At 57.4% G+C, this 23,963-nt stretch carries 24 protein-coding genes; 7 read left to right on the top strand and 17 right to left on the bottom strand.

The features are described from left to right. Positions 1-4: 4 nt before the first annotated feature. The 6 genes from C4S59_RS02300 to C4S59_RS02280 all read right to left on the bottom strand — a co-directional run bounded on the left by C4S59_RS02300 (position 5) and on the right by C4S59_RS02280 (position 5,296). Positions 5-1,243: an AAA family ATPase gene (locus tag C4S59_RS02300; protein WP_103908851.1), complete on the bottom strand. Its 1,239-nt coding sequence runs from the start codon at positions 1,241-1,243 to the stop codon at positions 5-7. Between the two features lie 189 nt (positions 1,244-1,432). After that, complete coding sequence (locus C4S59_RS02295) at positions 1,433-2,110, bottom strand: OmpA family protein (protein ID WP_200813152.1); 678 nt, start codon at positions 2,108-2,110, stop codon at positions 1,433-1,435. A 4-nt stretch (positions 2,111-2,114) separates the two neighbouring features. Then, complete coding sequence (locus C4S59_RS02290) at positions 2,115-3,527, bottom strand: type II and III secretion system protein family protein (RefSeq protein WP_103908849.1); 1,413 nt, start codon at positions 3,525-3,527, stop codon at positions 2,115-2,117. Between the two features lie 198 nt (positions 3,528-3,725). After that, positions 3,726-4,583: a Flp pilus assembly protein CpaB gene (gene cpaB, locus C4S59_RS02285; protein ID WP_103908848.1), complete on the bottom strand. Its 858-nt coding sequence runs from the start codon at positions 4,581-4,583 to the stop codon at positions 3,726-3,728. 79 nt (positions 4,584-4,662) lie between these two features. Beyond that, positions 4,663-4,839: a hypothetical protein gene (locus tag C4S59_RS19630; RefSeq protein WP_200813151.1), complete on the bottom strand. Its 177-nt coding sequence runs from the start codon at positions 4,837-4,839 to the stop codon at positions 4,663-4,665. 265 nt (positions 4,840-5,104) lie between these two features. Beyond that, positions 5,105-5,296 carry a hypothetical protein gene (locus tag C4S59_RS02280; RefSeq protein ID WP_103908847.1) on the bottom strand — a complete coding sequence of 64 codons (192 nt, stop codon included), beginning with the start codon at positions 5,294-5,296 and terminating at the stop codon, positions 5,105-5,107. Between the two features lie 348 nt (positions 5,297-5,644). On the opposite strand from C4S59_RS02280, the gene C4S59_RS02275 reads away from it, so the two are divergent. Further along, complete coding sequence (locus tag C4S59_RS02275; protein ID WP_103908846.1) at positions 5,645-6,493, top strand: lytic transglycosylase domain-containing protein; 849 nt, start codon at positions 5,645-5,647, stop codon at positions 6,491-6,493. Here C4S59_RS02275 and C4S59_RS02270 read toward each other — a convergent pair. From C4S59_RS02270 to coxB, 11 genes are all read right to left on the bottom strand, one after another. Then, a complete protein-coding gene (locus C4S59_RS02270; RefSeq protein ID WP_200813150.1) occupies positions 6,487-7,914 on the bottom strand; it encodes an FAD-binding oxidoreductase in 1,428 nt (475 codons plus the stop codon). The genes C4S59_RS02275 and C4S59_RS02270 overlap by 7 nt on opposite strands. Before the next feature lie 66 nt (positions 7,915-7,980). After that, complete coding sequence (locus C4S59_RS02265) at positions 7,981-8,814, bottom strand: MBL fold metallo-hydrolase (RefSeq protein ID WP_103908845.1); 834 nt, start codon at positions 8,812-8,814, stop codon at positions 7,981-7,983. Between the two features lie 67 nt (positions 8,815-8,881). Further along, positions 8,882-9,466, bottom strand: a complete 585-nt coding sequence (locus tag C4S59_RS02260) for a GNAT family N-acetyltransferase (protein WP_103908844.1) — start codon at positions 9,464-9,466, stop codon at positions 8,882-8,884. Beyond that, on the bottom strand, positions 9,466-10,728 hold the full coding sequence (locus C4S59_RS02255) for a M16 family metallopeptidase (protein WP_103908843.1): 1,263 nt from the start codon (positions 10,726-10,728) through the stop codon (positions 9,466-9,468). The genes C4S59_RS02260 and C4S59_RS02255 overlap by 1 nt, the downstream gene beginning before the upstream one ends. Further along, positions 10,725-12,116: a threonine synthase gene (gene thrC / locus C4S59_RS02250; protein ID WP_103908842.1), complete on the bottom strand. Its 1,392-nt coding sequence runs from the start codon at positions 12,114-12,116 to the stop codon at positions 10,725-10,727. Before thrC ends, C4S59_RS02255 begins: the two co-directional genes overlap by 4 nt. Next, positions 12,113-12,799, bottom strand: coding sequence for an SURF1 family protein (locus tag C4S59_RS02245; protein WP_103908841.1), 687 nt, complete (start codon positions 12,797-12,799; stop codon positions 12,113-12,115). The genes thrC and C4S59_RS02245 overlap by 4 nt, the downstream gene beginning before the upstream one ends. Before the next feature lie 133 nt (positions 12,800-12,932). Beyond that, entirely contained in the window at positions 12,933-13,733 is an 801-nt protein-coding gene (locus tag C4S59_RS02240) for a cytochrome c oxidase subunit 3 (protein WP_103908840.1), read from the bottom strand. A 26-nt stretch (positions 13,734-13,759) separates the two neighbouring features. Continuing rightward, on the bottom strand, positions 13,760-14,344 hold the full coding sequence (locus tag C4S59_RS02235) for a cytochrome c oxidase assembly protein (protein WP_103908839.1): 585 nt from the start codon (positions 14,342-14,344) through the stop codon (positions 13,760-13,762). Continuing rightward, on the bottom strand, positions 14,344-14,517 hold the full coding sequence (locus tag C4S59_RS19625) for a hypothetical protein (protein WP_200813149.1): 174 nt from the start codon (positions 14,515-14,517) through the stop codon (positions 14,344-14,346). Before C4S59_RS19625 ends, C4S59_RS02235 begins: the two co-directional genes overlap by 1 nt. After that, on the bottom strand, positions 14,514-15,461 hold the full coding sequence (gene cyoE, locus C4S59_RS02230; RefSeq protein ID WP_103908838.1) for a heme o synthase: 948 nt from the start codon (positions 15,459-15,461) through the stop codon (positions 14,514-14,516). Before cyoE ends, C4S59_RS19625 begins: the two co-directional genes overlap by 4 nt. Positions 15,462-15,540: 79 nt before the next feature. Beyond that, on the bottom strand, positions 15,541-16,389 hold the full coding sequence (gene coxB / locus C4S59_RS02225; protein ID WP_103908837.1) for a cytochrome c oxidase subunit II: 849 nt from the start codon (positions 16,387-16,389) through the stop codon (positions 15,541-15,543). 198 nt (positions 16,390-16,587) lie between these two features. Between coxB and tldD the strand changes: the two genes are divergently transcribed. From tldD to C4S59_RS02195, 6 genes are all read left to right on the top strand, one after another. Continuing rightward, positions 16,588-18,009 (top strand): metalloprotease TldD, encoded by a 1,422-nt coding sequence (tldD, locus tag C4S59_RS02220; RefSeq protein ID WP_103908836.1) that lies wholly within the window; start codon positions 16,588-16,590, stop codon positions 18,007-18,009. Positions 18,010-18,091: 82 nt separating this feature from the next. Then, the gene (gene dprA / locus C4S59_RS02215; RefSeq protein ID WP_103908835.1) at positions 18,092-19,246 is read left to right on the top strand and encodes a DNA-processing protein DprA; all 1,155 of its coding nucleotides are present in this window, start codon (positions 18,092-18,094) and stop codon (positions 19,244-19,246) included. Between the two features lie 141 nt (positions 19,247-19,387). Next, entirely contained in the window at positions 19,388-21,991 is a 2,604-nt protein-coding gene (topA, locus tag C4S59_RS02210; RefSeq protein WP_103908834.1) for a type I DNA topoisomerase, read from the top strand. A 185-nt stretch (positions 21,992-22,176) separates the two neighbouring features. Continuing rightward, complete coding sequence (locus C4S59_RS02205; RefSeq protein ID WP_103908833.1) at positions 22,177-22,875, top strand: CoA transferase subunit A; 699 nt, start codon at positions 22,177-22,179, stop codon at positions 22,873-22,875. Positions 22,876-22,894: 19 nt separating this feature from the next. Continuing rightward, entirely contained in the window at positions 22,895-23,524 is a 630-nt protein-coding gene (locus C4S59_RS02200; protein ID WP_103908832.1) for a CoA transferase subunit B, read from the top strand. Between the two features lie 89 nt (positions 23,525-23,613). Beyond that, positions 23,614-23,961 carry a hypothetical protein gene (locus tag C4S59_RS02195; protein WP_146064499.1) on the top strand — a complete coding sequence of 116 codons (348 nt, stop codon included), beginning with the start codon at positions 23,614-23,616 and terminating at the stop codon, positions 23,959-23,961. Positions 23,962-23,963 lie beyond the last annotated feature (2 nt).

The following is a 23,963-nucleotide window of genomic DNA, read 5'->3' as shown; positions in this document are numbered from 1 at the left end:
TCCTTTATGCCGCTTCCGAGTCCGACCGACCGACGTCGAACAAGGATTGCGCCAATTTGGTGATTTCTTTCCGCAATGGATTTTTTCCGGCCTGTGTCGCCAGAGGAATGCCGTGATCGCAGGCTTGCGTGACCTGCTTGCCGCCGTCGGGCAGTTGCAGGTCGATCTGGATGCCTAGGCTTTCCGCCATGCGCTTGGCGCGGCTGCGGCCCTGCAGGTCGGTGAATTTCGGGGCACGGTTCAGTACGAAACGCAGCTTTTCAAACGGCAGTTCTTCGGACTGAAGTGCCCGTTTGAAACGCAGCGTGTTCTGCGCGGAACGCATGTCCAGTTCGACCATCGCAAAGAAAACCTGCGCTTCGGTCAGAACGGTTTCCGTCCACATTGTCAGGGCAGGGGGCATGTCGACGATGACAAAGTCGAAATGCTCACGCGCCAAGTTCAGAAGTTTGTTCACGTCTTGTGGGCCCAGCATATCCAGCGGCAACAAATCGGAAGGTGCCGTCAGAACCTGAAGCCTGTCCTCGAAGCTGACCAATGCTTGCGCAAAGTTGTCTTCATCGACCTGATCGATGTCAGTCAAAAGCTCGACGACGATTTCCTTGCGCGGCAGGTCCAAATAAGTCGAAACCGATCCGAATTGCAGGCCGAGGTCGATCACGCAAACGCGCGGCGGTTTTTCTTTTTCTATATTGGCAAGTTCCCAAGCCAAGTTGACTGCAAAGGTTGTGGCTCCGGTACCACCAGCGAAACCCTGAACCGCAATCAGAACGCCATCGCCGTCAGACTTGAGGCGCACCTGATTTTCCTGAACCATGGCAATGGGCGCCGGCGCTGGTTTGTTCAGACGTTCAACTGCTGCGGCCAGTTCGCCCTCGGGCAGGGGGTAGGGTACGAACTCGTCGGCGCCTGCCTTCAGTAATCCGTGCAAAGCCGCAGGGGACACATCCTCTGCGATCAGCATTACTTTGATATTGTTGCCTTTTGCGGTGTTTACGACCGCTGTGATGACGTCCAGATTTTCTTCATCCGTGTCGTCAATCGCCAGCGCGACAAACTCCAGCTTTGTGGCCTCGGGTTGATGCAGGAAATTCATCGCCTCGGTAAAGCCAAGGTCACCCCAGCTTTCGCCCAAGAGCGTTTCCATGTCTTCGATCAACAGGTCAAACAACTGCACGTCGCGACTGATCGTGCAGGCGCGGATGCCCAGTTCATTCTCCGCGGAACTTGCTACATCGGTCATCTTGCCTTGCGTCCTTCTACTCTTCTAACGAAGCGAAGAAATTGCAGACGCACTCTGCGATCTTCTTGCCCCGTTAACCGGAACCCTGCCGTTCGCAGGGATTCCCAGCCTCAGAGAAGAATTTCACAGGCAAAGGCGGCAACATTTGGACCAAAAAACCGTAATTGTACGGAATTATTGGACGATGCCTTATTCACCCAAAGAGATGCCCTGATCCATAGAGCTCAAATTTGATACAGGCTCAGCGCTGTTAATGTACTCACGATATACGACATGTGCGTATTTGCCATCAAGCAGGCTGGGGTGTCCATCGACGAAACCAGCGACTTCGGTGACAGTCCGGCGGTTGCGGCGTTCGCGACCTTCGGTCACGATCAAGGGCTGGGTTTCTCCATAAGAAACAACAGCTTCTAGCCGCGAGGTGCTGACGCCCTGAGATGCGAGGAAGGCGACGACCGCGCGGGCACGGGCCATACCAAGCCGCTTGTTATAAGCTTCCGAGCCGACAGCATCTGTGTGGCCGAAGACTTTGAAACGGACCTCGGGGAACTGGCGTATCCAGCGCGCCTGTTCGCGCAAGGTGTCACGCGCGCCACCGTCGAGTTGGGCGCTGTTGAACGCAAAGTTGACAGTTGTCAGAACTTCGGACGCAAAACGCTGGGCCAGATCGTAGGTGTACTGCTTTTCACCGGTCATGATGGCGACGTTATTCATGGTCGCGTCGCCGAAGTTGCCCGGATCGATCAGTGCGCCGGATTCACGATAGAAAGCGGTGTAAACCGGATCCTGTGTCACCTGTGTGCAGCCAGCGACCAGGCTGGTGGTCAGAGCGGTCGCAATCAGCGCTTTTTGCGTGTGTCCCAACATACTCTTAATCCAACACATATCCGTAGGACCCTGTAAAGTCCTGCGTGGCGACTTCACCGGCAACACCTTTTGGCTTGCGCGAACCGTCTTGGACGCGGCCAAACAGGAAAAGGTCTTTTTCGGTGGGCGGACGGACACGATCTGTGGGCAGGGCCAAAGCCTCGCCTCGGGTCGGTGTCACGAGATGCGGGGTCACGATGATGACCAGTTCGGACTGTTCACGCGAATACTCGGCACTGCGGAAAAGCGCGCCAATCACAGGAATATCACCCAGCCACGGCACCTGACCGTTCAGATCGCGGAAATCATCCTGCAACAAACCGGCAACCGCAAAGCTTTCGCCGTCACGAAGTTCGACCGTTGTCGCAGCTTCGCGGCGGGTAAAGGCATTGATGCGGACTGCACTCAAATCAATCCCGTTATTTGTATCAAGCGCGGATACGGCCGTCTTCATTTCAAGATTGATCAGATCGCCATCGACAACTCGGGGAACAAAGTTCAATTCGATCCCGAAAGGCTTGAATTCGATCGTTACTGAACCATTACTCTCGGCCACTGGAACCGGATACTCACCCCCGGCAAGAAACGATGCCTCTTGGCCGGAAAGGGCTGTAAGGTTCGGTTCAGCTAGCATTCGAACGATGCCTTTTGCTTCCATGGCTTCCAGCAGAATGCCGATCTCTAGATCGCCTGCGTTGAAGCCAAAGACAGCACCAGCTTCCGCCGAGTTGCTAAAGCCTGCAGGCTCACCAAGTGTATTGCCATCAAGCCAGCCACCTGTTTCCGACGCAACGCCGAGGTTGCCACCCAACAGATCGCCACCGATCGAGACGCCGGACCGAAGTGCTTTGGACACGGACCGCTGCATTTCGGCAAAGCGAACTTTCAGCATGACCTGCTGCACGCCGCTGACGCTCATCAGGTTAGACACACGCTCGGGCGCGTAGCGTTCTGCAAGGCTGAGAGCGCGATCAAGCTTTTGGGCTGACGACACTGTGCCGCTCAGAACGATACCGTCGTTGGCCGTCCGGACTTCGATCTTTTCGCCAGGCAGGATCTGGCGCAGGCGTTCTTTGAATTCAGTGACATCCGCTGCGACGCGCACGTCAACGTTGGTGATCAGTTTGCCGTTTGCATCAAGAATGGTCAGCGTTGTGGTGCCAGGGGCCTTACCCAAAACGTAAATTGTCCTGTCAGACAAAGATGAGATGTCTGCAATTGCGGGGTTTGCGATGGAAAGCTCTGCAAATGGTGCGTCGCTTTCAACCACCACAGCGCGGTTCATCGGCACATTCAATGCCGAACCCACGTTGCCGCGAACCACGCGCAACGTATCTGCCTGCACTGCAGGTGCGTTAAATCCCAAACACAGGCCAAGTCCCAATAGGGCGGCCTTAATCGTTCTATCGAATTTCATGTGACCTGCCTTTCCGATCACGCCTCAAACGCGGGTCTTTTGCCCACTGTTGGACGGATGATGCGCGAAATTCTGTTTTTATGCAAGAATCAATGACTTCTGCGCACAACCTTTTGTGGGCAAGAGGCAACACGCCCTGATTTCACAAAAGAAAAAGCGCCCGCTTGGGGCGTTTTTTCCTTGGTTCCGGGGTTGTACTTAGTTTGTGCAGGGGATGCGGATTTCAACCACATCGCCGCCACGACGCGTCCGGATCGAACAAGTCTTGGGCTCTTGTTTGATCTCGGCCTTCTGTTCGGGAACGATGCCAAGCAGCGTTTCCTGGTCGATTTCAATGGCGGTCGCAACGGTATCGTCGTTCGAACCCAGCAGGGACAGCGACAGGCGACCAGTGGACTGGGCTTGTGCCAGTGCCGCAACGATTTGCGGCGTGGCCGCGACGGTAACCGTACGCGCAATAGTAGCGCTTGTGGACTCAACATTTGCCGTCTGGTCGATCGCGATCAGTTCGATGCCGGACTGGATCAGTTTGGTCACGTCCTGTGTGCGACCTGAATTCGATGAGGATTTCACACGGCCCGTCCAGTATACGTCAACGCGGTCACCGGGGCGAAGGAAGCCGGAAACACCGGATGCCACGTCAACCTTGATCGCAAAGGCGCGTTCGCCCTTTTCAAGGCGCGACGTCAGGCCGGCACCATCGCCGGGTTCGCCGACTTTCACCTTCATGAAGGCTTCATTCTTTTCGATCTGGCGCAACGCGACGCGTTCTTCGTCACCGGGAACGATCAGCGGGTTTTCTTCGTCGAAGTAGCCCTCGGGCAGTACATCAACGGGCCAGTGCGCAAGACGGAAATCGGCGTCGGTGATGACTTCACCGTAGCCGATGGCGCGCTTGGCGACAAAAATTTCTTGGGTAGGTACGGCTTCGGCTGTCTTGGCCCGCTCTTCCTGAAGAGCGTTCTCATAAGCGCCGATGTAATTCTGGGTCATATAGACTGCAAACCCGGCAAGTCCGAGGCCTGCGATCAGGACCACTCCGAAAATCAGTCTCATGTTTTACCCCTTTTCTTTCTCCGGCCCTAAGGCCGTCTGCTCATCCGGCGCGAACAATGCCGCGCCGTCGAAATTCGGATTATTCTTCGTTGTAGATGGCTGTTGCAGTGGCCTGAGCGAGTTCTTTTGTGCTGATCTCGATCTGCCAGTATGCGTACAGACAAAGTCCGACAATTCCCGCTGTCAAAACAACCCAATCAACCGTTACCGCCCCGTCTTCACGGGTCACGAAACGACTTAGGAAACCATTATTCATACAACTACACCTGTTTTGCGTTCAGCCGCTGCTTTCGGCCAGTTTCGCATTACTGCTGCCATGCCCGGGGTTCTACATCGGGCGTCTGACTTTTCGTGCCTCGGTGTCCGAGATGCGGTTGAACCGCGGTTCAGCTGCACAATTCCCGAAAGTTTTGCTCGAATTTTCCGGGGTGCTTTCCTGAAAAAAGCGCGAGGCCGCTAGAGCCATCGCGCTTGGATGGGATGGCCAGTCGGGCCATCCCGTAGCGATAGACGCTAAACGATTATTCTTTCGAGAAACCGTCGTTTTCGCCCATGATCGCAGCACCGGTGAAGCCAGCCAGGGCCTTGGAGTTGTCTTCGATTGTGGTGTAAGCAGCAACGGCCAGACCAACAACAGCAGCTGTCAGAACAACCCAGTCTACAGTTACAGCGCCGTCTTCGTCTGCGCGGAAGTTTTTGATGAACTTGATCATGGTAGTCTCCGTAAATTTACAAGTTTACTCTGTTCTCTCACCGCGTCGCTGCGTTCCGGGGTCTCTCACATCCCTGCATCGCTGCGGTATGTCGCTATATGGCCTTCTGATTCCGGCAAGAATTGGGCCTGAATTAAGCGATTCCAAAAAAATTTAACTTTCGAGCAGGTTTTTTCGCAAGTTACTGAAAATAAAAGAATAAAAATGTATCTTTCGAGGTGGGCTAGTGTGAAAGGCCTTGGATTGAGGCAAATTTGGTTCGTTTTGACACAATCTAAGGGCGTATGATGCGCGAAATCGTAAGTTGATGTACAATATGAGCAAAAGATAACGAGGCAGTCTTTAAGAATGAAACCTATCTCATGGATCGCCGCTGCGGTGCTGCTGCTTTCTAGCGTTTCACCGGCAGCCGTTGTCGCCCAAGAGGCGTCGTCGTTTCCCGAGTTTTCCGCAAAGCGTGTAAAACCGCCCAAGGCAGGCGCGACGAAACGTATCAATGTACAGATCGCTCCGCGTGCGAATCCCGCTGTCGCGCCGCCGCCGGTTTCAAACGCTGTGCCCGTTGCGGCTGCGACGGCCACGCCCAAAACGCCCACTGCGGGTGATGCGCGATACGCGTGGTATTGGAATGTTGTGTCGTCTGGTTTGGAAGATACCGGTCCTCATAGGCTTGATCCGGCGCTTGTCGCGCTGCGATCCGGTCCGGAAGGGGCCGCTGTGACCGCGCCCCGCCTGCAAGACATTCAGGATATCGCCGCCCGCTACGGTGTCGATCTGCTGCGCCATAGTGTGGGGACAGATGTATCGCCTGCTCTGGCGTTGGCTGTCATGGTTGTTGAATCCGGTGGCCGCGTGGATGCCGTCAGCTCCGCAGGTGCGCAGGGGTTGATGCAGCTTATGCCCGCGACGGCGGAGCGGTTCGGGGTTTCGAACGCAATGGATGCCTCTGACAATATCAAAGGCGGAATCGCTTTCCTCGACTTTCTGATGAAGAAGTTCGAAGGCGATCCGATCCTTGTTCTGGCGGGGTATAACGCGGGCGAGAATTCGATCGGGTCCAACGATGGCGTGCCGCCTTTTGTTGAAACCCGTGATTACGTGCCCAAGGTTCTTGCCGCTTACGAAACAGCGCGCGGATTGTGTCGCACGCAGCCGATGCTGTTGTCAGACGGCTGCGTGTTCAACGTCTCTCAGTAAGTGCCTTCGCGCAGGACGGCACCGGGGTTCATGATGCCCTTGGGGTCAAGTGCGGCCTTGATGGCGCGCATCGCTGACAGCTTGGCGGGATCACCGTAGCGTTCCAGATCTTTGACCTTCAGGCGGCCAATGCCGTGTTCGGCGCTGACCGATCCGTCCATTTCGTGCACCAGATCGTGGATTACGCGTTTGATGTCGTCTCTTTGGTGTTCATGCTCGGCCCGCGAATGCCCCGGTGCAGGGAACACATTATAGTGCAGGTTGCCGTCACCCACGTGACCAAAGCAGTTCACACGGAACGCGCCGACCGCTTCCAGCCGTTTGATGCCTTCGGGGATAAACGCCGGGATCGCCGACAACGGGATCGAGATGTCGTGCGACGACACAGCGCCGATCATGCGGTTTGCTTCGGGAATGCGTTCGCGCACGGCCCAGAAATCCTGTGCCTGCTGTTCCGACTGGGCAATCAGCCCGTCCGAGACCAGCTCTTGCTCCAACGCTTCGCCGAACAGGGTTTCCAGCGCCTCTTGCGGATCAAGCCCGCCTGACACGCCGATTTCGATCAGAACAGTCCATTCAGGGATGTCTGCAAACGGCAGGCGGACCTCCGGCAGGGTTTCTGCCAGAAAATCCATGCCCGTGCGGTGCATCAATTCAAACGCGCTGATGGTTTCGCCAAAGGTCGAACGCGCGAGAGACAGAAGCGATAGGGCGGCGGTGGGGTCCGAAACCACCAACATCGCTGTGCCGGTCTTTGCGGGGCGCGGTGATAGCCGCAGGCTGGCGGCAGTGATGATACCAAGGCTGCCTTCCGCCCCGATCAGCAGATTGCGCAGGTCATATCCTGTGTTGTCTTTGCGCAGGCGTTTAAGCCCGTGCCAGATTTCGCCGTTGGGCAGAACGGCCTCAAGCCCGAGGCACAGTTCACGGGCATTGCCGTAGCGCAGCACGTTCACGCCGCCTGCGTTCGTGGCAAGCAACCCGCCGATACGGGCCGATCCCTCGGATGCGAGTGACAGCGGGAACAGGCGATCAACGTCCACGGCGGCGTCCTGAATGGTGCTTAGGATAGCGCCTGCTTCTGCCACCAGAACGTTTTCATCCGGATAGACCGCACGGATTTTCGTCATCCGTTCCAGCGACACCAACAGGGGCTTCGTCACTTCGGACGGTGCAATCTGGCCGCCGACCAACCCCGTGCCGCCACCATAGGGCACAAGACCGACCTGCGCTTCATTCGCCAGCTTGACCAGCGTCGCGACCTCTTCTGTCGTGCGGGGCATGGCGACGTGTGTGGCGGCACCCGTCCAGCGACCGCGCGGTTCTTCCTGAAAACGCGGCTCGGCCTCGCGGATCGTATCGGCGGGCAGTGCTTTGGTCAGGGTTTCCAGAAACGCGTCAGATGCAGGGTTCAGGGGCACAGCGGGAATTCCTTATTCGGTGGTCCCTTTCACTTAGCCCGATATTTCGGGCAACCCAAGCTGTAGTTAATCTGACAGCCACTGCGGTTCGAGAACGATAATTGTCGGGCGGTCGGGCAGGGTCGCCAGAGAGACTTCAAGGCTGCTGCGGCCATCGCGCAGGATGACGAATTCATCCGAGACGTCGTTCAGGAAGCTGGTCAGGGCCATGCCGCTGAACCAGTGCATCGGAATAATGATCCGGCTTTTCAGGCGTTCGATCACGCGGATCATGGCCGCACGTTCCATGGTAAAGCCGCCGTCGACAGGAACCATCAACACGTCCAACCGGCCCAAAGCCGCGTATTGTTCGTCGTTCGGTTCATGGTGCAGGTGGCCCAGATGACCGATGCACAAGCCTTCGACCTCGAACACAAAGATCGAATTGCCGTTTTCCTCGACCCCGCCAAAGCCGGATCTGATATCGGTCGACACATTGCGCACCAGCATTTCACCCAGATCAAGATAGTGGTCGATCCCTTTGCCAAACTCGCCCCAGCCATTCAGCGGGTGGGCGATGGCCGGATCGGGGTTTGCTGTCCAATGGGTGTCGTGGGCGTGGTTCATCGTGACAACATCGGGGATCAGTGTTGTGTTGCCGATGAAACCGGTGAAATCGGTGACGGCATTCAGCCCGCCTTGGGTCTGCAGCAAGAACGAGGCGTGCGAGATGTAGTGAAGACGTACCGAATAATCCGGCACAGGGTCCGTCCAAGACGCTTTGTGAACGTACTGCATCCATGGATTGGCGTCAGCAATGGCGATGCAATGGGACGGGCGCCGCGTGTCATCTGTTTGTGCGCTGGTTGTCAGCGCGGTGACTGTTGAAAAGACGAAAGTAAGAAGTGCTGAAATACGCATGACCGGACCTCCTGTATAAAGAGTAGCCCTGTCAGTGCTCTTGGTTCCTCACAAAACCGTGTGCTGATCAGCCGACGGTGGTTCGACCGCGACGGTCCATCCGGAGCGACGAATAAAGCACATGGGTCCGCCAGCGCCCGTTGATCTGCAAATAGCTTTGCGCAACGCCTTCGTATTTGAAGCCCGAGCTTTCCAGCAATGCGCGCGAGGCGACGTTTTCTGGCAGGCAAGCCGCTTCGATGCGGGACAGGTCCAGCTTTTCATAGGCGTGGTGCACCATCGCCTGAATGGCTTCACGCATATACCCATGGCGGGCAAACGGTTGGCCTGTCCAATAGCCCAACGTCCCGCACTGCGCGGGGCCGCGACGGATGTTGTCCAAGGTTAGTGCACCGACCAGCGCGTTGTCTTCGCGGCGGATCAGGAACAGCGGAATGGCGCTGCCTGATGCGATAGACCGGCTGGCCCAGTAGACACGGTTGGTGAACGACTTGCGGCTAAGATGATCTGCGGCCCATGTCGGTTCCCACGGCACCAGATAGTCACGACTATCGGCACGCAGGGCCGTCCAAGGGCCGAAATCAGAGTGCATAGGCGGGCGCAGCGTCAAACGCTCGGTTTCGATCCGGAGTTTGCGCCGCATTCCCAGCATCAGGCCACCCGACGTTGTTCCAGCGCATCCAGCGTGGGTGCATCAGCGACAGGACCATAAAGCGCCATCGCGGACTTTGCCTTGCTGATCATGTCTTCACCAAAGGCCAGCACGTCGTCGGTAGTAACCGCATCAATCTTGGCAACGGTGTCTTCGAGCGGCGGTACCTTGCCCCAGATTTGCAGCATGCGTGCCTGACGTTCGGCGCGCGATGACGGGCTTTCTAGCCCCATCAGAAGACCGGCCTTCATCTGGGTACGGGCGCGATTGACCTCGGCCTCGGACATGTCCTGTGCGGCGCGCTTCATCTCGTCGATGGTGATTTCGGCCAATTGGCCGACCTCTTCACCGGAGGTACCAGCATAGATCGTCGTCATGCCGGTGTCGGCATAGGCGCCGGACTGGGCAAAGATCGTATAGCACAGGCCGCGCTTTTCTCGGATTTCCTGAAACAAACGCGAAGACATGCCGCCACCCAAAGCGGTGGTATAAATCTGCGCGGTGTAAAAGGCAGGGTCGCGATAGCCGGGGCTTTCGAAAGCCAGCGTGAAATGGGCTTGTTCCAACGCCTTGTCATGACGGGTTTCGCCGCCCGTGAAATGGGCAGGTTCCCATTCGTCGTTGCCATGTGGCGCGAGGTGCCCAAACAGCGCCTCGGCCTGTTTAACCAATTCGTCGTGATCCACGGCACCGGCGGCGGACAGGATCAGACGGTCAGGGCCATAGTGTTGATCGACGAAACCCGCCAGATCATCGCGGCCAAAGGCCTGCACCCGTTCGGAAGGGCCAAGGATCGTGCGTCCCATGGCCTGATCGGCATAGGCCTTTTCCTGAAGCCAGTCGAAGATGATGTCATCCGGCGTATCCAGCGACTGACCGATTTCCTGCAGGATCACATGGCGCTCGGTCTCGATCTCTTTGGCGTCGAACACGGGGTTCAACAGGATGTCGGAAATCACATCCAGCGCCAGACCACAGTCAGCCGCCAGAATACGCGCGTAATAGGCTGTCACCTCGCGCGAGGTGTAGGCATTGATATAGCCGCCTACATCTTCGATCTCTTCCGCGATCTGAAGCGCGCTGCGCGTTTTGGTGCCCTTGAACGCCATATGTTCAAGGAAATGCGCGATACCGTTCTGTTCGGGCCGTTCGTGCCGCCCACCGGCTGTCACCCAGATGCCAAGCGAAGCGGATTCCAAGCTTGGCATGTTTTCAGTAACAATTCGGAACCCGTTCGACAGGGTTGTGATTTCTACGCTCAAGATGCGATCCGGTCTTTGATAAGGGTTTCCAGTGCCGTCAGGTCGTTGGCCGCGCGTGTGACGCGTTCTTCGCGGTCGAACAGATCGGCCATGCGTTCGGGCAGGTCGGGGCGGATACCGCTGGCCTTTTCCACCGCTTCGGGGAACTTGGCGGGGTGGGCCGTCGCCAGCGTGATCATGGGTGTATCGCTGTTGCGCTGGTCTTCAGCCACTTTCACGCCGATGGCGGAATGCGGACACAGAAGTTCGCCCATGCTCTGGTTTGCCATAGCAATGGTCGCCAGCGTTTCTTCCTCGGACACGCGGCCGGAGTCGAAATGTTCGCGCAGCGACTGAAGCGCGCCTTGGCTGACGTTAAAGCCGCCACCGTTTTTCAACTCGTCCATCAATTGCGCCACGGCATTTCCGTCACGGCCATAGGCATCAAACAGGGCGCGTTCGAAGTTCGAGCTGACCTGAATATCCATGGAGGGCGAAATCGACGGAGTGACGGTGTCAGTCACATAGCCACCTGTCGACAGGCAGCGGTGCAGAATGTCGTTCTGGTTGGTCGCAACCACCAGACGGTCAATCGGCAGCCCCATCTTTTTGGCAATGTAGCCAGCAAAGATATCGCCGAAATTGCCTGTAGGCACAGTAAAGCTGACCTTTCGATCCGGTGCGCCAAGGCTGACGGCGGACGAGAAGTAATAGACCACCTGCGCAAGAACCCGCGCCCAGTTGATCGAGTTCACGCCCGCAAGGCGGACCTCGTCACGGAAGTCGAAGTGGTTGAACATGTCCTTCAGACGCGCCTGACAATCGTCAAAGTGACCGTCCAGTGCGATGGCGTGCACGTTGGATTCCGACGGCGTGGTCATCTGACGGCGCTGTACTTCGGACACGCGGCCATGGGGGAACAGGATGAACACGTCTACCGCATCCAGACCTTTGAAGGCTTCGATCGCGGCGGAGCCTGTGTCGCCCGATGTCGCGCCCACGATGGTGACGCGTTCGCCACGGCGTGTCAGCGCCTCTTGGAACAGCTGACCGATCAGCTGCATCGCAAAGTCTTTGAATGCAAGCGTCGGGCCGTGGAACAGTTCCAGCAGGAAATGACCCGGTGCCAGTTGCACCAGCGGCGCGCGGGCGCCGTGGCCGAAACCAGCGTAGGCCTTGCTGATCAGATCGCCAAAGGTTTCGTCGCTAAAGCTGTCGCCAACAAAGGGGCGCATCACGCGGAAGGCGGTTTCTTCATAGCTCAGGCCATGCAGCGCGCGGATGTCGTCGGCGGACATCGTCGGAATGGTTTCCGGAACATAAAGGCCGCCGTCGCGGGCCAAGCCCGACAGCATTGCATCTTCAAAAGTCAGAACCGGGGCGGAGCCGCGGGTTGAGACATATTTCATAGCTCGGGTCCTTTCTGCGCACGCATGGTGCGAGCGATATAGACAGCGGTCATGAGCGTCCAGACCGCAGCAAGCGAAAACCATGTGATGGCGTATTGCAGGTGATCATTGGGAATGCCCTCGGTCGAGACGGGCAGGGGCATGATCCCTTGATCGGCGGGGGTTTCCTGTCTGGCGATGACCAACAAAGGTTCGGTGCCCAGTTTTTCCGCCAGCGCGCCGACGTCACGGGCGAACCAGATGTTCTTGGCGGTGTCGTTTTCAGGGGTCGAACTGTTGCGATCATCGGGCCAGTGCAGGTTGCCCAGAATTTCGGTGTCGCCCAGACGGCGGATTGCGTCTTTGTCTTCCAGATCGACAAATCCTCGATCGACCAGAACGGTGCGGCCCGTGTCGGTGATGAACGGTGCGATCACGCGGTAACCAGCGCCGCGGCGTTTGACCGAAACCAGCACGTGCACCTCGCCATCGCCGTAGACGCCGAACAGGGACACAGGTTGGTATTTCTGTTCGGTCGGGTCGATCATCGTGGGCAGCGGTTCAGGCGCGCCGTCGATACGTGTTTCGATCTCGTTCAGAATACCGCGCTTCCACTCAAGCCGCTGCATTTGCCACGTGCCCAGTGACAGCAGAATTGCGGTTCCGATGACGCCGAAAAGGAGAGGAACGATAATACGGTTCAAAGCGCACACATATTGGTTTGATCGTGTCTGGCGGTGTGTATCGCCCGATGACGGGCCTTTTCAACCATAAAGCCCGCCAAGTGGCGGGCTTTTGGAATTGGTGTGGGGCTGTTGCCCGGTGGAAGCCTTAGGCTTAGCCACCCCAGACGTAGACAGCTGCGAACAGGAACAGCCAGACAACGTCAACAAAGTGCCAGTACCAAGCCGCCGCTTCGAAGCCGATGTGCTTCTCGGGGGTGAAGTGACCCTTCATCAGGCGCAGAAGGCAGATGAACAGGAAGATGGTACCGATGATGACGTGCATGCCGTGGAAGCCTGTCGCCATGAAGAAGTTCGCACCGTAGATGTTGCCCGAGAAGCCGAATGCAGCGTGGCTGTATTCGTAGGCCTGGAAGGCAGTAAAGATCAGACCCAGAACGATCGCGATGATCAGGCCGTTCTTCATGTCTTTACGGTTGTTTTCGTGAACCAGAGCGTGGTGCGCCCAAGTTGCCGCCGCACCGGAGCACAGCAGGATCAGTGTGTTGATCAGGGGCAGGTGCCATGGGTCGAAAGTTTCGATGCCAACCGGCGGCCAAACACCGTCAACGGCCGGGGATTCCGGGCCCATCGGGTACATGGCGTGCTTAAAGAAGCTCCAGAACCATGCGAAGAAGAACATCACTTCGGACATGATGAACAGGATAAAGCCGTAACGCAGACCGATGCGGACAACCGGTGTGTGGTCGCCTACTTTGGATTCTGCGATGACCTCGGACCACCAACCAAACATGGTGTAGAGGACGCCAATAAGGCCAATGAGGAACATCCAGGGGCCGGAGTCTTTCATCCACAGCACCGCGCCGAACAGCATGATGAATGCGGATACGGACGCAACAAGCGGCCAGATCGATGGGCTCAGGATGTGATAGTCGTGGTTCTTTGCATGCGCCATTTTTCAGGGTCCCTCGTTGGAAGGCATTAGTTAACTGTGGTCTCGGGATCTTGGTCGGGTGTTAAAGCCGCCTGCATGTCCTCGGGCAGGTCGATCTCGTAGAATGTGTAGGACAGGGTGATACGCTTCGCAAATTTCGCCTCGGGATCATCTACGATCTCGGGGTCGACGAAAAAGCTAACGGGCATCTGAACGCGTTCACCAGGCATAAGAACCTGTTCGGTGAAACAGAAGCATTCGATCTTGTTAAAGTAGCCACCTGCACTGAAGGGGGCCACGTTATAGCTGGCTTGGCCGGCAATCGGCTTGTCGGTGGGATTGTACGCCTCGTAAAAGGCCAGACCCTGTTCGCCGATGCGCAGTTCGATCTCTGCGTCGACCGGTTCGAATTCCCACGCCATGCCGCGCTCGACGTTGGCGTCGAAGCGCACCTTGATTGTCTGGTCCAGAATTTCGTCCGACGCGACTTCGGCAACGCCTGTTGCACCACCAAAGCCCGTGACCCGACAGAACCAGTCATAAAACGGAACCGAGGCCCAGGCCAAAGCACCCATCACAAGGACGAGGCTTACGGTTTGTGCGACAGTTTTTGTTTTAGGATCCATTGCCATCAGTTGCTGTTCCCTTGTTGGGTTGCGGCACGGATGGGTTCATAATCGCCACGGGTGACTTTTACATATGTCAGACCGAAAACGATCATGATCAGAACAACAAGCGTCAGGCCGACGCCAATATTGCGGCTTTTGCGGCGCTTGTGCAGCTCGTGTTCGCGAGTCAGGCTCATACCCAGAACCCCCATACGAAACCGAAACGGTCCAGCGCGGCCTCAATCAGGATCGCGCCGAAGTGGGCGAAAAGATAAAGAAGCGACAATTTAAAGAACTTGCGCTCGACAGCGAAGTTGTCCGCTTCGGACATGTCTTCGTCACGGCGCCAGATGTCCCAGGCACCTTTCAGGAACAGTGCGTTCAGAACGACCGCGACTGCCAGATACAGGAGGCCACCGGCCGATGTCACACCGGTTGCAATGGCAAGGATCGCCAGCAGCACGGTGTAGGCCAGAATGTGTTTGCGTGTGGACCGGCGACCGTGGGTAACGGTCAGCATCGGAACACCTGCATCGTCATAATCGCTGCGCATGAACAGGGCGAGGGCCCAGAAATGCGGCGGGGTCCACATGAATGTCAGGCAGAACATCAGGATCGATTCAACCGAGATGCCGCCTGTGGCCGCCGCCCAGCCGATCATCGGAGGGAACGCGCCTGCCGCACCGCCGATCACGATGTTCTGCGGGGTCCAGCGCTTCAGCCACATTGTGTAGATGACGACGTAAAAGAAAATGGTGAATGCCAGCAGGCCAGCAGCAACCCAATTGGTCGCGAGGCCAAGGAATACCACCGAAAAGGCCGACAGGGTCAGGCCGATTGCCAGAGCGTCATCGCCGGTGACACGACCCGAGGGGATCGGACGGCGCTGTGTACGCTTCATGACAGCATCGATATCCGCGTCCCACCACATATTCAGCGCACCAGAGGCGCCGCCCCCGATGGCAATGAACAGAATGGCGCAGAAAGCGATAAAGGGATGGACCGGAACAGGCGCGGCCAGCAGGCCGACCAAAGCCGTAAACACCACCAGCGTCATGACGCGTGGTTTCAGCAAGGCGAAGTAGTCACCGAACTGGGCTTCATTTTCGAAGCTGGCGTTGTTGAAGCTTGCGTCGCTCATCTCGGGTCCATTTTGGTCTTAGGTGCCGTAAAAGGCGCAGATGCGCCTTTTACCGTAGTAGCGTCAGAGGAAGGCTATATTAGCCCCACTCCTCGCGCATTTCTTCCAGCCAAACCTGGTACTCTTCTTCCGAAACCACTTTTACTGTGATTGGCATGTAGGCGTGTGCGATGCCGCAAAGTTCGGAACACTGGCCAAAGTAGATGCCTTCCTGTGTCGGCTTGAACCACAGTTCTGCCAGACGACCCGGAACACCGTCCTGCTTTACGCCGAAGGCAGGGATGGTCCAGGAGTGGATCACGTCACCGGCTGTTACCTGCATGACGATAGTTTTGTTGACCGGCACGACAACTGCTGTGTCTGTCGCCAGACGGAAGTGCTCGGGCTGGTAGCCTGCTTCGATCAGCTGCGCTTCAACTTCTTCGTTGTAGCTGTTGTCGCCGCCTGTTGCAGGCGAACCGATCATGTAGCTGTCGTATTCGAAGTCTTCACCGATGTATTCGTAACCCCAGTACCACTGGTAGCCTGTCACCTTGATGGTCACGTCACCTTCGGGAATTTCCTGCTGGTTGAACAGAACCGGCAGAGAGAACGCACCGATGAAAACAAGGATCATGATCGGAACGATCGTCCAAGCCACTTCGAGCGGTGTGTTGTGTGTGAATTTCGCGGGCGTCGGGTTCGACTTGCTGTTGTAGCGAACGATGCAGATCGCCAGCAGTGCGGTTACGAACAGAACGATGGCGATGATGATCACGTTGATCATGCCATCGAGCCACTGGATCTGTTCTGCAAGTTCAGTTGCCGCCGGCTGGAAACCCAGTTTGCCGTCTACCGGCGCCCCGATTACCTCAAGCCCGTCCTGTGCAAAGGCCGGTGCGGCGGTCAAGGCTGCCATCAGCCCCATCAGCATCGTATTAATTCGCATGTGTCACCCTGATCGGTTCTGTCTTCGTCTGTGTGTGCGGATAGGGAAATTTACTACCGTTGTCACGTTCCAAAACAACGCCGCAAATCCTCCCATTGTCTTGACGCAGCTTAAAACCATATTCTGCTGCCTAATTAAAGAACGATACTTGCGGCAAACGGACGCTTGCCGCCACACAGACAAAAGCAGGAGTTTTGCATGGCAGATGCGCCGTTTCGCCCGTTTGAGACCCATTTGGACAGGGAAACAGCGCTAAATGTGCTGCAAAACGCCGTTTCCGGCGCCGACGATGGCGAACTTTTTCTGGAAAGAAAGCGATCAGAAGGCCTGCTTTTAGACGATGGTCGCATCAAGCAAGCCAGCTACGACGCGTCTGAGGGATTCGGTTTGCGCGCCGTTCGCGGTGAGGTTGCTGGTTACGCACATGCCACCGAGATCAGCGAATCATCGCTAAAACGCGCTGCTGAAACGACTCGACTGGCGGTTGGCGATGGTGGCGGCGTTATGTCGCCCACGCCGTCGGGCACTAATAAGAAGCTGTATACGGACGCAGATCCCATCGCTGGCACGACCTTTCCGGTAAAGGTCGAGACACTGAAAGAGATCGATGCCTTTACCCGCGATCTGGACAAGCGCGTGGTTCAGGTGACGGCCAGCATCGCGGCGTCCTTACAAGAAGTGTCGATCCTGCGGGCCGATGGCACGCTGGCGAGTGATATCCGCCCGATGACCCGTATGAATGTCAGCGTGATCGTTGAAGAAAACGGTCGCCGCGAATCTGGCAGCGCCGGTGGCGGCGGTCGCGTCGGGCTTGATGGCCTGATTGATCCGGCAAACTGGCAGGCCAAAGCACGCGAAGCTTTGCGCATCGCCTTGGTGAACCTGCGCGCCGAACCTGCGCCTGCGGGCGTCATGGACATTGTCCTTGGGCCGGGCTGGCCGGGCATTTTGTTGCATGAAGCAGTTGGTCACGGTCTGGAAGGGGACTTTAACCGTAAGGGCTCGTCTGCATTTGCGGGGCTCATGGGCCAGCGCGTTGCAGCACCCGGTGTGACCGTTCTGGACGATGGCACCATTCCGGACCGCCGCGGATCGATCACCATTGATGACGAAGGCACGCCATCCGGTAAGAACGTGCTGATCGAAGACGGTATTCTGGTGGGCTACATGCAAGACCGTCAGAACGCGCGTCTGATGGGGGTCGAACCCACAGGCAACGGCCGGCGCGAATCCTATGCGCACATTCCAATGCCGCGCATGACCAACACATATATGTTGGGCGGCGATGCCACGCCGGAATCCTTGGTTGGTGACCTTAAAGACGGTCTTTATGCCGTGGGCTTTGGTGGCGGACAGGTCGACATCACCAACGGCAAGTTCGTCTTCTCCTGTACTGAGGCTTATCGCGTGAAAAACGGCAAAGTCGGCGCTCCGGTGAAAGGTGCGACGTTGATTGGTGATGGCGCGACGGCGTTGCAGCAGATTCGCGGGCTGGCCAATGACATGGCGCTGGATCCGGGCATGGGCAATTGCGGCAAGCAGGGGCAATGGGTTCCCGTGGGGGTCGGCCAGCCGACCGTTTTGATCGGTGGTCTGACCGTTGGGGGTGCTGCAGCCTGAGTGGAATTTTAGCTGTGGTCTTCAGGAGTCGTTAACCGCGCGTCCGCTATCACGGTTTCGCAAGTTGACGGAGCCAGGACGGATGACCGAGGACCACATTTCTTCCACTCACCCCCCACTCCCACCCACCACGGAAGACGATCGGTTTGCCTGGCTCCGTCTCTTGCGCTCTCGTCGTGTGGGGATTTCCACCTTTTATCGCCTGATGGGCGAACACGGATCGGCCCAAGCCGCGCTTGAGGCCTTGCCGGACGTGGCGCGCGCAGCGGGCGTGGACGGATATGAAATCTGTCCCGAGGGCGTGATCCTAAAAGAATTCAAGGCCGCCAAACTCGCGCGTGCCCGCCTGATCTGTCGGGGCGAGCCGCTGTATCCTGCAACCTTTAAAGATCTGCCAGATGCGCCGCCGCTGTTCTGGGCGGTGGGCGATACGGGATTGTTGTCGCGCCCATCGGTGGCAATTGTCGGCGCGCGCAATGCGTCATCTCTCGGGCTGCGCATGGCCAAGACGCTTGCGGGCGAATTGGGGCAGGCGGGATATACTGTGGTGTCCGGTCTGGCACGCGGTATTGATACTGCCGCCCATATTGCCAGCCTGCAAACCGGAACGGTTGCTGTCTTTGCCGGTGGCGTGGATGTTCTTTATCCATCCGAGAACGCGAAACTGGCCGAGGATATGATTGCCGCTGGCGGCCTTAGAATCAGCGAACAGCCAATGGGCCTGCAGCCGCAGGCGCGCCATTTCCCGATGCGGAATCGACTGATCTCTGGCCTGTCGCGGGCTGTTGTGGTCGTGGAAGCTGCTGCAAAATCCGGCTCTTTGATCACAGCGAAAAACGCTTTGGATCAAGGCCGCGACGTTTTTGCCGTGCCCGGACATCCAATGGATACGCGCGCATCTGGGTGCAACATGCTGATCCGCGATGGCGCGGTATTGGTGCGCAATGCGCAGGACATTCTGGATGAGGTGCAGTCACTTTCGGGGAGTGAACCAGAACAGGCCGATTTGGATCTGCCTGTCGCGCCGCCGCCCCCGCAACCCCGCCGAAGCAAACAGGAAACCCAAGCCCTACACCAAGACATACTGGACCGCTTGGGACCATCGCCCGTGTCAGAAGATCAGTTGATCCGCGACCTGAACCTTGCTTCATCCCAAGTGTCGCCCGCCCTGACCGAGATGGAGCTGGAAGGCCGTCTGAAACGGTTGTCAGGTGGGATGTTGGCCTTGGCGGTGTAGGCGCGGGGACAGCACAGACAGAAGTCGGTCTGCGTCAAAATGTGTGCCCGGTCTGCCGTACATTAATTGACAATTCCCCCTTGCACCCCACATGTTGGCTCGCCATACGCGGGCCATTATCCCAAAGAGGTGCTTACCCAGATGCCAGTTGTCGTCGTCGAATCCCCAGCCAAGGCCAAGACCATCAACAAATATCTGGGCCCTGACTATACGGTGTTGGCGTCCTACGGCCACGTACGGGATTTGCCGCCCAAGGACGGGTCCGTCGATACAGAACACGATTTCGAAATGACATGGGAAGTCGGCAACGACAGCAAAAAGCATGTCAAAGCGATCGCCGATGCGTTGGCCGATGACAACGCTCTGATCCTCGCGACCGACCCTGATCGCGAAGGCGAAGCGATTTCTTGGCACCTGAAAGAGGCGCTTACGAAACGCAGGTCGATCAAGAAAGACACGCAAGTCAGCCGCGTTACCTTTAACGCGATCACCAAGCAGGCCGTGACCGAGGCCATGCAAAACCCCCGCGACATCGACGCGCCTCTGGTCGAGGCCTATCTGGCCCGCCGTGCGCTGGATTATCTGGTGGGCTTCAATCTGTCGCCGGTTCTGTGGCGCAAACTGCCCGGCGCCCGTTCCGCTGGCCGCGTTCAGTCGGTTTGCCTGCGCCTGATCGTTGAGCGCGAGATGGAGATCGAGGCTTTCAAGGCCCGTGAATACTGGTCGGTCAAAGCCACGCTCGCCACGCCGCGCGGTCAGGAATACGAGGCGCGCCTGACAACTCTGTCCGGCAAGAAGCTGGATAAATACGATCTGGAAAATCAGACGCAGGCGGAAATGGCGGCGCAGGCCATCAACAGCCGCGATCTGAAGATTTCCTCGGTCGAGGCGAAACCCGCCAGCCGCAACCCGTCGGCGCCCTTCATGACCTCGACCCTGCAGCAGGAAGCCAGCCGCAAATTCGGTATGGGCGCCAAGCAGTGTATGTCGGCAGCCCAGCGTTTGTATGAAGCGGGCTACATTACCTATATGCGGACCGACGGTATCGACATGGCACCCGAAGCCGTGCAGGCCGCGCGCGACGCGATCGAGGACCGCTTCGGGGCTGAATACGTTCCCGGTTCGCCGCGTATTTATAAGAATAAAGCCAAGAACGCGCAGGAAGCGCACGAATGTATCCGCCCGACGGATATGACGAAGGACGCCGAAGCGCTGAAGCTGAAAGACTCCGATCAGTTCAAACTCTATGATCTGATCTGGAAGCGGACTCTGGCCTGCCAGATGGAAGGCGCGCGTCTGGAGCGCACCACCGTCGATATCAGCAGTGACGACGGTGAAGTTGTTCTGCGCGCGACCGGTCAGGTCGTTCTGTTTGACGGTTTCATGCGCGTCTATGAAGAGGGCCGCGATGACGTTGTCGATGAAGATGACAAACGTCTGCCCCAGATCATGGAAGGCGAAAAAGCCGACAAGCGCGGCATCAGCCCCGAACAGCACTTTACCCAGCCCCCGCCGCGCTACACCGAGGCGACGCTGGTCAAGAAGATGGAAGAACTGGGCATCGGCCGCCCGTCGACCTATGCGTCGGTTCTGTCGACGATCCAGGATCGCGAATACGTTCGTAAGGACAAGAACCGCCTCTTCCCCGAAGATAAGGGCCGGATCGTTACGATCTTCCTGCTGAACTTCTTTAAACGTTACGTGGAATACGATTTCACCGCCGCGCTTGAGGAAGAGCTGGATGATGTGTCCGCGGGCGACGGTAACTATAAGGAATTGCTGTCTAAATTCTGGCGCGATTTCTCGGCGGCGATCTCCGAAACGTCCGAGCTGCGGATTTCCGAAGTGCTGGATGTTCTGGACGACGCGCTTGCGCCCCAGCTTTATCCGCCCCGCGAAGACGGCAGCGACCCGCGCATTTGCCCCAAATGCGGTGAAGGTCGCCTGCACCTGAAAACATCCCGCACCGGTGGTTTTGTCGGTTGCGGCAATTATCCGGAATGTACCTACACCCGTCCCATCGCTGGCGAAGGTGCCGAGGGTGATGAACGCGTTCTGGGCGTTGATGGCGACGACGAAATATGGCTGAAAACCGGTCGTTTCGGGCCGTATGTTCAGCGTGGAGAACCCACACCGGAAAACAAAAAGCCGCCGCGTGCGTCCTTGCCGAAAACCCGTGGTGGATTTGCCGCCGGTTTCGCCCCGGACGAGATCACGCTGGAAGGCGCGCTGACGCTGCTTAGCCTGCCGCGCGAAGTGGGTGCACACCCCGAAGACGGTGTGATGATTGAAGCGGGCATTGGCCGCTATGGCCCCTTCGTTAAGCACGGTTCGCTTTATGCCAACCTGCCCGAGGTCGCCGAAGTCTTTGAGATCGGCATCAACCGTGCCGTGGACGTTCTGGCCGAAAAAGCCGCCAAGCGTGGTGGTGGCCGTGCAGCGGCAACCCCGCTGAAAGAGCTGGGTGAACACCCCGAGGGTGGCGCGATCAACATCATGGACGGGCGCTATGGCCCCTACGTGAAGTGGGAAAAGATCAACGCAACTCTGCCCAAGGGGACGGAACCTGCGGACGTCAATCTGGATATGGCGCTGGAACTGATTGCCGAAAAAGCGGCCAAGTCGGGCAAAAAGAAAGCGCCGGCAAAGAAGAAAGCAGCCACCAAGAAAACGACTGCGAAGAAGACCACCGCGAAAAAACCAGCGGCCAAGAAGACCACCAAAAAGGCCGCCGCCGAAGAATAACCGCGATCCGGTACAACCACATATTTTAAAGGGGTCCGAACTGCCAAAAGTTCGGGCCTTTTTGCTGTTTTAGGGCCTCAAATCGCCCCGCTTTAATGCAAAAGCGGCGTTGCGGGTGGCTGTTCGTTGACTTCCCAATGACCTGACGTCACAACCATGCCAGCTGATACGTCAGGGAGTTTCCGATGAAGAAAGTCTACAACTCCGCGGCTGAAGCACTGGATGGATTGCTGTTTGACGGCATGTTTATCGCATCTGGTGGCTTCGGGCTTTGCGGTATCCCCGAACTGCTGCTTGCAGCGATCAAAGAGGCAGGCACAAAAGATCTGACATTTGCGTCCAACAACGCAGGCGTCGACGATTTCGGGATAGGCATTTTGCTGCAAACCCGTCAGGTCAAAAAGATGATCTCGTCCTACGTGGGCGAAAACGCCGAGTTCATGCGCCAGTATCTGTCGGGCGAGCTTGAGCTTGAGTTCAACCCGCAGGGCACCTTGGCCGAGCGTATGCGCGCCGGCGGTGCGGGCATCCCGGGTTTCTACACCAAGACCGGCTACGGCACGCAGATTGCCGAGGGCAAAGAGGTAAAGGAATTCAACGGCGAAAACTATATTCTGGAAACAGGATTGTTCGCCGATCTGTCCATCGTGAAGGCATGGAAGGCCGACACAACGGGCAACCTGATTTTCCGCAAGACAGCGCGCAACTTCAACCCGCCTGCCGCGATGTGCGGCAAGGTCTGTGTGGTCGAGGTAGAGGAAATCGTGCAGCCGGGTGAGTTAGATCCGGATCACATCCATCTGCCGGGCGTCTACGTGCATCGCATTATCAAGGGCGAGCATGAAAAGCGCATCGAACAACGTACAACGCGGCCAGCGGCCTGAACCCGAAGGAGTATGATGAATGCCTTGGGATCGTAACCAAATGGCGGCCCGCGCCGCGCAAGAACTTGAAGACGGCATGTATGTGAACCTCGGTATCGGTATCCCGACGCTGGTGTCCAACTACATCCCCGAAGGTGTCGAAGTGACGCTTCAGTCGGAAAATGGCATGCTTGGCATGGGCCCGTTTCCGGTTGAAGGATCAGAAGACCCCGACCTGATCAACGCAGGTAAGCAAACCATCACCGAGCTGCCCCACACGGCTTATTTCGATAGCGCGACATCCTTCGGGATGATCCGTGGCGGCAAAATCGCCATGGCCATTCTGGGCGCTATGGAAGTTGCCGAAAACGGCGATCTGGCGAACTGGATGATCCCGGGCAAGCTGGTCAAAGGCATGGGCGGCGCGATGGATCTGGTGGCAGGTGTGCGCCGTGTGGTTGTGGTTATGGACCACACCAACAAACACGGTGAATCCAAGCTGCTGAAAGAATGCACCCTGCCGCTGACAGGCAAAAGCGTTGTGGATCGCGTGATCACCAACCTTGGTGTTCTGGATGTGGTCGAAGGCGGTCTGAAGATCGTCGAATGCGCCGACGGGGTGACCGAAGAAGAGCTTCGGGCCGCGACGGAAGCGACCATCATCGACTAATCAAATTCGGGGGCCGCTTGGCCCCCTTATTTTTTGGCTGGCAGGGATCACTTGCCGATCTGGCGAATAGAAATCAAAGGGGCTGACCTGTGAAAAAGCTCATGCTGACGGTTGTTCTGGCGTTTGCCAATGCGGCCCACGCGGCGCCCTCGTTTCTGTTGCTGTTCGACGAAACCGATCTTGCGCCGCCATACCATCAGCGTTGGACCGCAACGCCCGCTGATTTCAATTGGGCAGAGGCGAATGGCGCGGTATCGGATGCCAGCCGCCATGAAGTCTATGTTCGTGGCGACGGCAAAAAAGGCGATTTCTACGGCGTTCTCTATCTGGATTGTGTGACGCCGCAGTATTCCGAATGGCTGGTTTCAGGCGGCTATCTGACGGCAACCGATGTTCCTCCAGACGCCATTGCCAAATTGCGCCAGGAACTTTGCTGACG

It is taken from the genome of Thalassococcus halodurans (genome assembly GCF_900108225.1).
GTDB classification, from domain to species: Bacteria; Pseudomonadota; Alphaproteobacteria; order Rhodobacterales; family Rhodobacteraceae; genus Thalassococcus; species Thalassococcus halodurans.
This window is presented reverse-complemented; position numbering and strand designations above follow the sequence as displayed.

Excerpts from the sequence above, each read along its gene's own strand:
- C4S59_RS02300 (WP_103908851.1), bottom strand. The coding sequence starts at position 1,243 with ATGACCGATGTAGCAAGTTCCGCGGAGAATGAACTGGGCATCCGCGCC.
- C4S59_RS02295 (WP_200813152.1), bottom strand. The coding sequence starts at position 2,110 with ATGTTGGGACACACGCAAAAAGCGCTGATTGCGACCGCTCTGACCACC.
- C4S59_RS02290 (WP_103908849.1), bottom strand. The coding sequence starts at position 3,527 with ATGAAATTCGATAGAACGATTAAGGCCGCCCTATTGGGACTTGGCCTG.
- cpaB (WP_103908848.1), bottom strand. The coding sequence starts at position 4,583 with ATGAGACTGATTTTCGGAGTGGTCCTGATCGCAGGCCTCGGACTTGCC.
- C4S59_RS19630 (WP_200813151.1), bottom strand. The coding sequence starts at position 4,839 with ATGAATAATGGTTTCCTAAGTCGTTTCGTGACCCGTGAAGACGGGGCG.
- C4S59_RS02280 (WP_103908847.1), bottom strand. The coding sequence starts at position 5,296 with ATGATCAAGTTCATCAAAAACTTCCGCGCAGACGAAGACGGCGCTGTA.
- C4S59_RS02275 (WP_103908846.1), top strand. The coding sequence starts at position 5,645 with ATGAAACCTATCTCATGGATCGCCGCTGCGGTGCTGCTGCTTTCTAGC.
- C4S59_RS02265 (WP_103908845.1), bottom strand. The coding sequence starts at position 8,814 with ATGCGTATTTCAGCACTTCTTACTTTCGTCTTTTCAACAGTCACCGCG.
- C4S59_RS02260 (WP_103908844.1), bottom strand. The coding sequence starts at position 9,466 with ATGCTGGGAATGCGGCGCAAACTCCGGATCGAAACCGAGCGTTTGACG.
- thrC (WP_103908842.1), bottom strand. The coding sequence starts at position 12,116 with ATGAAATATGTCTCAACCCGCGGCTCCGCCCCGGTTCTGACTTTTGAA.
- C4S59_RS02240 (WP_103908840.1), bottom strand. The coding sequence starts at position 13,733 with ATGGCGCATGCAAAGAACCACGACTATCACATCCTGAGCCCATCGATC.
- C4S59_RS02235 (WP_103908839.1), bottom strand. The coding sequence starts at position 14,344 with ATGGCAATGGATCCTAAAACAAAAACTGTCGCACAAACCGTAAGCCTC.
- C4S59_RS19625 (WP_200813149.1), bottom strand. The coding sequence starts at position 14,517 with ATGAGCCTGACTCGCGAACACGAGCTGCACAAGCGCCGCAAAAGCCGC.
- cyoE (WP_103908838.1), bottom strand. The coding sequence starts at position 15,461 with ATGAGCGACGCAAGCTTCAACAACGCCAGCTTCGAAAATGAAGCCCAG.
- coxB (WP_103908837.1), bottom strand. The coding sequence starts at position 16,389 with ATGCGAATTAATACGATGCTGATGGGGCTGATGGCAGCCTTGACCGCC.
- tldD (WP_103908836.1), top strand. The coding sequence starts at position 16,588 with ATGGCAGATGCGCCGTTTCGCCCGTTTGAGACCCATTTGGACAGGGAA.
- dprA (WP_103908835.1), top strand. The coding sequence starts at position 18,092 with ATGACCGAGGACCACATTTCTTCCACTCACCCCCCACTCCCACCCACC.
- topA (WP_103908834.1), top strand. The coding sequence starts at position 19,388 with ATGCCAGTTGTCGTCGTCGAATCCCCAGCCAAGGCCAAGACCATCAAC.
- C4S59_RS02205 (WP_103908833.1), top strand. The coding sequence starts at position 22,177 with ATGAAGAAAGTCTACAACTCCGCGGCTGAAGCACTGGATGGATTGCTG.
- C4S59_RS02200 (WP_103908832.1), top strand. The coding sequence starts at position 22,895 with ATGCCTTGGGATCGTAACCAAATGGCGGCCCGCGCCGCGCAAGAACTT.